The sequence below is a fragment of the Pseudoalteromonas sp. Isolate6 genome (genome assembly GCF_022398435.1).
Lineage (GTDB): Bacteria > Pseudomonadota > Gammaproteobacteria > Enterobacterales > Alteromonadaceae > Pseudoalteromonas > Pseudoalteromonas galatheae.
Window position 1 is genome coordinate 1 of the sequence record NZ_JAKEVK010000232.1, and the last position, 6,836, is coordinate 6,836.

The 6,836-nt window shown below is 41.3% G+C and carries 6 protein-coding genes; 2 read left to right on the forward strand and 4 right to left on the reverse strand.

What is annotated here, in order from left to right; all coding sequences use genetic code 11:
• The first annotated feature begins 49 nt into the window (after window positions 1-49).
• Complete coding sequence (locus L1D50_RS20255) at window positions 50-880, forward strand: transporter substrate-binding domain-containing protein (protein ID WP_128728284.1); 831 nt, start codon at window positions 50-52, stop codon at window positions 878-880.
• A 92-nt stretch (window positions 881-972) separates the two neighbouring features.
• Here L1D50_RS20255 and L1D50_RS20260 read toward each other — a convergent pair whose 3' ends face one another.
• From L1D50_RS20260 to L1D50_RS20275, 4 genes are all read right to left on the reverse strand, one after another.
• Window positions 973-1,545 (reverse strand): YceI family protein, encoded by a 573-nt coding sequence (locus L1D50_RS20260; RefSeq protein ID WP_239966681.1) that lies wholly within the window; start codon window positions 1,543-1,545, stop codon window positions 973-975.
• A 3-nt stretch (window positions 1,546-1,548) separates the two neighbouring features.
• Entirely contained in the window at window positions 1,549-2,124 is a 576-nt protein-coding gene (locus L1D50_RS20265; RefSeq protein WP_128728286.1) for a cytochrome b, read from the reverse strand.
• 153 nt (window positions 2,125-2,277) lie between these two features.
• Window positions 2,278-3,660, reverse strand: coding sequence for a cytochrome c oxidase accessory protein CcoG (gene ccoG / locus L1D50_RS20270; RefSeq protein ID WP_128728287.1), 1,383 nt, complete (start codon window positions 3,658-3,660; stop codon window positions 2,278-2,280).
• A gap of 141 nt (window positions 3,661-3,801) precedes the next feature.
• Window positions 3,802-5,229 carry a sigma 54-interacting transcriptional regulator gene (locus L1D50_RS20275; protein WP_128728288.1) on the reverse strand — a complete coding sequence of 476 codons (1,428 nt, stop codon included), beginning with the start codon at window positions 5,227-5,229 and terminating at the stop codon, window positions 3,802-3,804.
• Window positions 5,230-5,383: 154 nt separating this feature from the next.
• Here L1D50_RS20275 and rsmF point away from each other — a divergent pair, with 154 nt between their 5' ends.
• Complete coding sequence (rsmF, locus tag L1D50_RS20280; protein ID WP_239966682.1) at window positions 5,384-6,823, forward strand: 16S rRNA (cytosine(1407)-C(5))-methyltransferase RsmF; 1,440 nt, start codon at window positions 5,384-5,386, stop codon at window positions 6,821-6,823.
• Window positions 6,824-6,836 lie beyond the last annotated feature (13 nt).

Sequence of the window (6,836 nt, forward strand, 5' to 3'; positions counted from 1 at the left end):
ATCACAAACAATGCTAAGCTTATTGTAAGTTCAGCAAGAGTGATCCAATTTGATCAAAATCATCTTATTTCTCTTCATTGTCCTTCAATCTAGTGTTGTATTTGCAAAGCAAATAACCTGGATTGTTATAGATTTTGCTCCTTATTATATCCTCTCTGACAACTTGGAAGGGCAAGGACGAGACGAGCTGTTGATAAAACTCATTCAACAACAGATGCCCGACTATACCTTCAATTATAAAGTGTTCCCTGCATCTAGGGCTATATATGAGCTTTCTAATTTCAACAACCAATACTGTATGATCTCATTGTACAAAACGGCCGAACGAAAAAAACATATCGCTTTTAGTGATGAGTACTCCACCATCGGATTGTCAACCTCTGCAGCACTAAGGAAAGATGTCGCACAGTCGCTTGGCATTACAAACAGTGCAATAGATTTAGAAAAACTGGTAACTGAACACGGGCTAACCATTGGCGTTGCAGCAAACCGTTCCTTTGGTAATGAAATTGATGCATTATTGGCGAGTTTACCGACTAAGCAAGTACTTGTCAGGCCTGGTAGAGATACGCTAGAGAGTTTAACTTTTATGCTACTCAAAAAAAGAGTCGATGTGATACTCGGATACCCAAGCGAGCACCACTACCACAAATTACATGTAGATACGCAAGATGAATTGACACAAGCCAGATTGAGTATCGCCTCACAGATAACTGCTGGATATGCGGGCTGTAATAACAATGCGATTGGCAAGGAACAAATAGCTGTAATTAGCGAAGCATTAAAACAAGCACACAAAAGCGAGCAGTTTAGAATGGCAATGTCTCGTTGGTTACCAGAACAGTTTCAGCCACAGCTGGCTAGCATCTTTAAACACTGACTTTTTAAAACGTATCTTACGTTTGAAAAAGTACACCCAACTTAAAGTAGGGAAATAGCACCATGTGTATAACAACACATGGTGCTTAGCGATTATTTACGAATACCTTCTAAATGCAAACCAATGGTAACGTGTGTTGACGCCGGGCCTAGATCGTAGTCAATGCCATAATCAGTAAGTTTTAACTGGGTTTCACCTTCAAAGCCAACTCGGTACCCTCCCCACGGATCTTTACCTTCACCCACTTTTTGAACATCAAATTCGATATGCTTTGTTACTCCATTAAGCGTGAAGCTTCCTTTTACTTTCGCATTTGTATCATCGCTAAAAGTAATGGAGTTACTCTTAAAAGTCGCCTTAGGGTTTGCTTTTACGTTAAGAAAATCTTTGCCACGCAAATGTTTGTCACGTTCAGCATGATTCGAGTCAATAGATGCGGTATCGATTACTACATTGATTTTCGATGCATTGGGATTCTTTGCATCATAACTAAAATCCCCTTCAAAGCTATTAAACCGACCATGCAACCAGCTATAACCTAAATGCTTAATTTTGAAGTTTACGAAAGCATGTGCACCTTTAGTATCAATTACATAATCCGCAGCACTCACAGCAGCTGATAAAGTCATAGCAGCCATGCTCAGTGCAATCATTGTCTTTTTCATGTTTTAATCCTCAACTTTTGTAGTGTTTGGTACCTTAAGCATTCGAACTAAGGTACGATCTCTATTAATAAAGTGGTGTTTTAGCGCTCCCACGATGTGTAGCGCTACTAATCCAATGAGTCCCCATGCAATGTAAAAATGCACAGTGCCTGCAATATCGCTTTGTTCTTCAAATAGCTCTCCAATACCCGGAACAGAAAACCAGTTAAATACCTCTATTGCTCTGCCATCCGAGGTAGAGATTAAGTAACCTGTGACAAACAGCCCAAACAAGCCAAGATACAAAACGACGTGAACGACATGCGCTATTATGTTTTGCAATTTATCCATGGGAGTTGCTTCGCTTTCGGGCTTCACGTTAGGGTTGGCAACCTTCCAAATCAGCCTAAGAACTATCAAAGCTGCCAGCAGTATCCCGATGCTTTTGTGAATGTGTAAGCCGTCACGATAAAAAGGATCGTAATAACTGAGTTCAACCATGTACAATCCAAGACCGAACATACCAAATACTACCAGTGCACTGAGCCAGTGAAAGATGATGGCTAACAAACCATAGTTTTGTGATGTATTTTTAAACATAACATTCAGCTAATAAAACTCATTCTCAATAAAGATAAGCTTATACGCTAAAAGTTCAGAGAGAAAGCCATATATTTAGCGGCAGATTGTGCGTATACGCACACAAAAAAGGCGCTTCATAATGCAAGCGCCTTGAGTCGGGGGGAGTGTAAATTAGTTTTTATAGAAGTAGCTGTCCTTCGTGATGCTAATATTGGCATCTTGTTGCGATTCTATAGTGAATTGGATTGGAGTTCGCTTACCTTTAAGTTCATAACCATCGGCTGTAACTGTTACTGGGATCAATGCCATGTCGCCACCGGCGATATGCGTAGTAATTGGGGCGGTCAGCTGCGCATTTGGCAGTCCCTTCAAACTTACAGTGTAAGTCAAATCATGTTGCGTTTTATTTATTACACTTAAGGTGTATGGGTTCTCGACTAAGCCCTCATAGTTAACACGATAAAGCGCATTTCGGTCGCGAATGACAGAGGCTTCTATGGGCGTACGGTTGAATGCCCAAATCACCATAGTAACTATTATCAAAGCGGTAATCGCACCATAACCTACAATTTTTAGCCTAAACGGATTTGACTTTTTACCCGCTTGTTCATGTTCACTCTGGTATTTAATCAAATCTGGCTGATAACCAAATTTATTCATCGTTTCGTTACACGCATCGATACATAAACCACAGTTAATACATTCATATTGCAGACCATTACGAATATCAATACCAGCTGGGCAAACTTCAACACATAAATTACAGTCTACACAGTCGCCGAGCCCCAGTTGCTTTGGATCGTCTTTGCGTTTACGGCGACCTCTGTTTTCGCCACGCTCACTATCATAGGTAACGACTAGCGTATCTTTGTCAAACATAACCGATTGGAAACGAGAGTATGGGCATGCAACGGTACACATTTTTTCTCGTAGAAAGCCCGCATTTCCATAAGTGCATAGTGCAAATAGAAATACCCAGAAACAAGTCAGGCCAGTCCACTCAAGCGTAAACATATCGAGATACAGCGATTTCGCGGGAATAAAATATGCCATAAATGACGTGGCGGTAAACACGGAAATTATCAACCAAATAGCGTGTTTTGCCGTTTTCTTAGCGATTTTTTTGCTATTCCAGTCTGATTTGTCCAACTTTATTCTTTGATTGCGAGTCCCCTCCACTCGGTGCTCAACCCAAGTAAACATCAGCATCCAAATCGTTTGTGGACAAGTATAGCCACACCAAACTCGACCCAACCAAGTTGTGACAAAGAATAAGGCAAAAGCACCCGCCATAAAAATCCAAGCAAGAATCATAAAGTCTTGAGGGAGAAAGGTAGCACCAAAGATCCTAAATTGCTGCGTACCAAAATCAAGTAGAATGGCTTGCTGTCCGTTGTAAGGGATCCAAGGAATAAGAACGAAAGTTAACATTAAAAACCAACCAAGATTTCTCCTTATTTTTTGGAAGAACCCTTTTTGCTCTCTGACGTAAATAGGCCCTTCTTGTTTATAGGGCTTAATGATCATGTCTTCTTCTTTGATATCAAACTTCATGTTATTTGCTACATTGGTAATACACAAGCTTGATACTGCAACTTTCAGACCAATCTGAAAGTTTATAAACACCTGATTTTTAATGATTTTACTTTCATTAAATTTTCAATGTCGCGAAATACCACGAATAGACGCGATATATCACGAAAGTTTGGTGATTTTTAGTTTTTTCATTTTCGACCTCAGAGTACTTTCGGGTAACCCTAGCTTATCAGCCGCACCGTTTTTGCCAGCAATCTTCCAGTTACTTATTTCTAGCACTCTTAATATATGCTCGGCTTCTGCTTGCGCCAAAGTCAGCTCACCGTCTTCAGGTTTATGGTGTTCAGTAGCGTTAAGCGCTTGAGATAAATCAAGTAAACGACCTTTAGATAATATAGCCTCGCGCTCCAGCACGTTTTGGAGTTCTCGAATATTACCTGGCCAATCATAACGCTGCAGCGCATGAATAGCCTTTTTGGAGATCCCGCGTAGTTGCTTACCCAGCTTTTTGTTGAGCTGCACGATGAGGTTGTTGGCCAATACAGGAATATCTTCTATACGCTCTCGTAGTGCAGGTACTCGAATAGGAAAAACGTTTAAACGGTAATATAAATCCATTCTAAACTCCCCCACCTCGACCATTTTCCATAAATCCCTGTTGGTCGCCGCGACTATGCGTATATCTACTTGAATTGACTTACTTCCCCCTACACGTTCAAACTCTCGCTCTTGTAAGACGCGTAATAACTTGCTTTGTGCCTCTAGCGGTAACTCTCCAATTTCATCTAAAAATATAGTTCCTTTATCCGCCAGTTCAAACCGTCCTTTACGCCTCTCATTCGCTCCTGTAAATGCCCCCTTTTCATGTCCAAACAACTCAGATTCAATCAAGGTTGGTGAAAAAGCAGCGCAATTTACTTTAACGAAAGGTTGTGCTGAGCGCTCACTAAGGCGGTGCAGATTTCTGGCAACAAGCTCTTTACCCGTGCCATTCTCCCCTAAAACCAATACCGTACTGTCAGTCTGACTAACCAGTTCAAGCTGCGCCAACATGGCCTGAAATATTGCACTACTACCCACCAAACCCGAGTCTTGCCAATTTTCATTTAATGTTTCTAGCAAGTAGGCATTTTCATCTTTAAGCTGCTCAGTAAGCACTTGAACTTTATTCAGCGCCTCTCTTAGGGCATTTTCAGTTTTGTGCTGTTGCGATACATCGCGAAATATCGCGACCGCTCCAATAATTTGCTGATCTTTGAAAATTGGTGTTGAGGTATATTCTACAGGAAAACAGCTCCCATCTTTACGCCAGAATACCTCATTGGTTACCTGACGTGTTTTACCATCAAACATGGTTTTGTAGATGTTACATTCATCAGCAGGATAATCACTCCCATCTGCATGACTGTGATGATGGTACTGATGTATTTTTTTCCCCAAAAGCTCATCACTTTGCCACCCAGTCATACGCTCCGCAGCCGGGTTTACAAAGACAGCATTGCCAGAAAGGTCAAAACCATAGATCCCCTCTCCAACCGCATTCAGTAATAATTTTGGGTCCGCCAAAAAATGTTTGATAATAGACATAGCAATCCTCGCGATATTTCGCGACCATTATATAACCATAACCTATCACTGTCAGCCATGAGTTTCGTTTAATAATCGTAACCGTCACAACAAACATGCATTTTTTACTCATGAATGTGTAAAATGAGATATAGCTTTCAAATTGAGTAACTGCGTGGACAAATCAACCTATATTCCCAGCGCGTTTCTAGACGACATAAAAACCTACTTACCAGATCACCTTAGCATCGAAGACTTTATAGATACGTGCCAGTCTCCTTTACGCCGAGCAGTCAGAGTCAACACCCTAAAAATGTCTGTCACGGAATTCTTAGCCTACTGCGAAAAAAGTGATTGGCAGGCAGAACCGATCCCTTGGTGTGAAGAAGGGTTTTGGATATCAAGAAGTGAACAAGAAGAGGCTAATCTTGCTATCGGCAACACAGATATCCATTTAAGTGGCTGCATCTATGTCCAAGAAGCTAGTTCCATGTTGCCGCCCACGGCACTGAAATCGACTATCAGCAGTGATGATATTAATTTGGATATGGCGTCAGCACCAGGTTCGAAAACTTCGCAACTCGCAGCTTATATGGATGGGCGTGGCGTACTAATCGCTAATGAGCTATCTTCATCTCGACTCAAAGCCCTTGCAGCAAATATGAAACGTATGGGCATACGCAATGTTGCGTTGTCTCACTTTGACGGCTGTATCTTTGGCGATTATATGCATGAATGTTTTGATAACATCTTGCTTGATGCACCATGCTCTGGAGAAGGCACTGTTAGAAAGGACCCAAATGCCCTTAAAAACTGGTCAATTGAGTCTAATGTTGAAATTGCACAAGTGCAGAAGCAACTGATAGACAGCGCATTTCAAGCCTTAAAGCCAGGCGGTACCTTAGTGTATTCAACTTGTACGTTAACACCTCTGGAAAATCAGCAAGTATGCCAACATCTCATTGATAATTACCCTCAAGCAGTAGCAGTCGAAAACCTATCGACTTTATTCGAGGGTGCTGAAAAAGCTACAACGTCCGAAGGATACTTGCATGTGTGGCCTCAGCTATATGATAGCGAGGGGTTTTTCATTGCTCGATTTAAAAAGTTAAGCACGGTTGAAGTTAAGAACCCAAAGCAGAAAAAAGGCGCTTTCCCTTTTGAAGAACTAGGCAAGAAAACCGCTCAACTATTGTTATCCGTACTAAAAAAACAGTTTGGTATTGCCCAACTTGACGGTAAGTTGATGCAGCGCGATAAGGAGGTGTGGCTATTTCCTGACAACTTTGAAGCAATCCAAGATAAGATCAAATATTCTCGCATAGGGATTTTAATCGGTACTACCCATAAAAACGGGGTAAGATTAGAGCATGAGTTTGCCACTACTTTCGGTCACTTAGCGTCTAAAAACACTTTAGCACTAACAAAAGAGCAAGCAAAAGATTACTTTAATGGCAAGGATATACGCCTAGATGAAGTTACCAAACTAACGGGAGAGGTGATCCTCACGCTATGTGGCAGCGCCATCGGGTTAGGAAAATGGCAAAAGAATAAAGTTAAAAATAGTTTGCCTCGGGATTTAATTAAAGACGGTCTGTTGATAACTTGGGTATAACCTGAATATACCC